Source organism: Chloroflexia bacterium SDU3-3 (assembly GCA_009268125.1).
GTDB lineage: Bacteria > Chloroflexota > Chloroflexia > Chloroflexales > Roseiflexaceae > SDU3-3.
This window is the reverse complement of record WBOU01000047.1, coordinates 1-1,234: the sequence shown is the minus strand read 5'-3', so window position 1 is coordinate 1,234 and position 1,234 is coordinate 1. Positions and strand designations below refer to the sequence as shown.

Annotated in this window: 1 protein-coding gene; it reads right to left on the bottom strand. The window is 61.4% G+C overall.

Annotated elements, in window-relative coordinates:
* Window positions 1-4: 4 nt before the first annotated feature.
* Window positions 5-1,123: an IS4 family transposase gene (locus F8S13_27590; GenBank protein ID KAB8139562.1), complete on the bottom strand. Its 1,119-nt coding sequence runs from the start codon at window positions 1,121-1,123 to the stop codon at window positions 5-7.
* Window positions 1,124-1,234: the final 111 nt, after the last annotated feature.

The window sequence follows — 1,234 nt, the reverse complement described above, 5'->3', positions numbered from 1 at the left end:
TTGACTACCGTACAGAACATGTGATCGGCTTCTGATGGGCGCGAACGAGTGTTTTTGGCAGGCGATGGGGCAGCGGACGACGATGACGCAGGCACGAGGCCAGGAAGCGAAGCCCCAACGAGAACAGGCTGAGGTCGCAGCGATCCGCACGAATACAGCGATGGGATGGCCAATTCCGGCGGGCGATGATGCCAAGATAGATCACCCACAGATAGGCCAGCGCGGTGACGAGCAGCAGCCGCACCACACGCTGGGGATGGCTCAGATGCGAGCGGTCGATGCGAAAGCCCCGACTCTTCTGGTCGGAAAAGAAGGTCTCGATCTGCGCACGACGACGATAAATTGCCATAGCCCGATCAAGATCGGCATGATTGGTGACGAGATAGATCGGCTTGGCGTAGCCCAGCTCCCACACCGCCAAGACCGAAACGGGACCAAAGGCGGCGGTCGTCATGGCCGCATCGGTGATGGCGAGCACCTGGCCTGGCGTAACGCCCATGGCATGGATCGGGAAGGTCGCGCCATGGGCATGCACCACAATCGTGCTGGCGGTACGACACACGTAGCGCCACTGCGCATCTTGGAGCGTCTGCTGCCACGTGGTCCCATCAAACTCGCCATCGCCAACGATCGTCACATCGGCCCCCGGCGGCACCAGCGGCAGGAGCCGTTGCAGCAGGGCGCAGTGCAGATCTTCGGCCATATGCCCTTTGTTGGCCTTGATCACCAACCAGATAATCGGGAGGGCACGACGGCGATACAGCACACTGACCATCAATCCCATGCACCCGCGCGCCACGGTCGAGCCATCAATCACAAACACGAGCGGCTGGCGGGCGAGCATGGCGAGCACGGCCTGCGCCACGGGCAACATCCACTGCTCATAGGTGGTGCGCTCATGCGCTAGAAAGCGCCGCAACCGCATCACCACGCTTTCATCCTGCGCCCGCCCGCCCGGCGTGTGCTCCACCACCTTGGGCAACTGGCAGTGCTGCGCACCCACCACCCCGCTGATAAAGAGGCACAGCGTCGCCAGATGTCGCCGCTGGTGACCATGGGTCTGCGGAAACAGTTGCAAAAAACTGCGGGCTATGGCACGATAGCGACGGTACGTGTCCGTCATGGGGTGATCCTTTCGGGGCGTTGGCAGACGGTTCCCGCAAGAATCTTACCAGATCGGGCGCGTACCTTTTTCAGCCTCGAAACCCGCACATAGTTTCTGTACGGTAGTCAA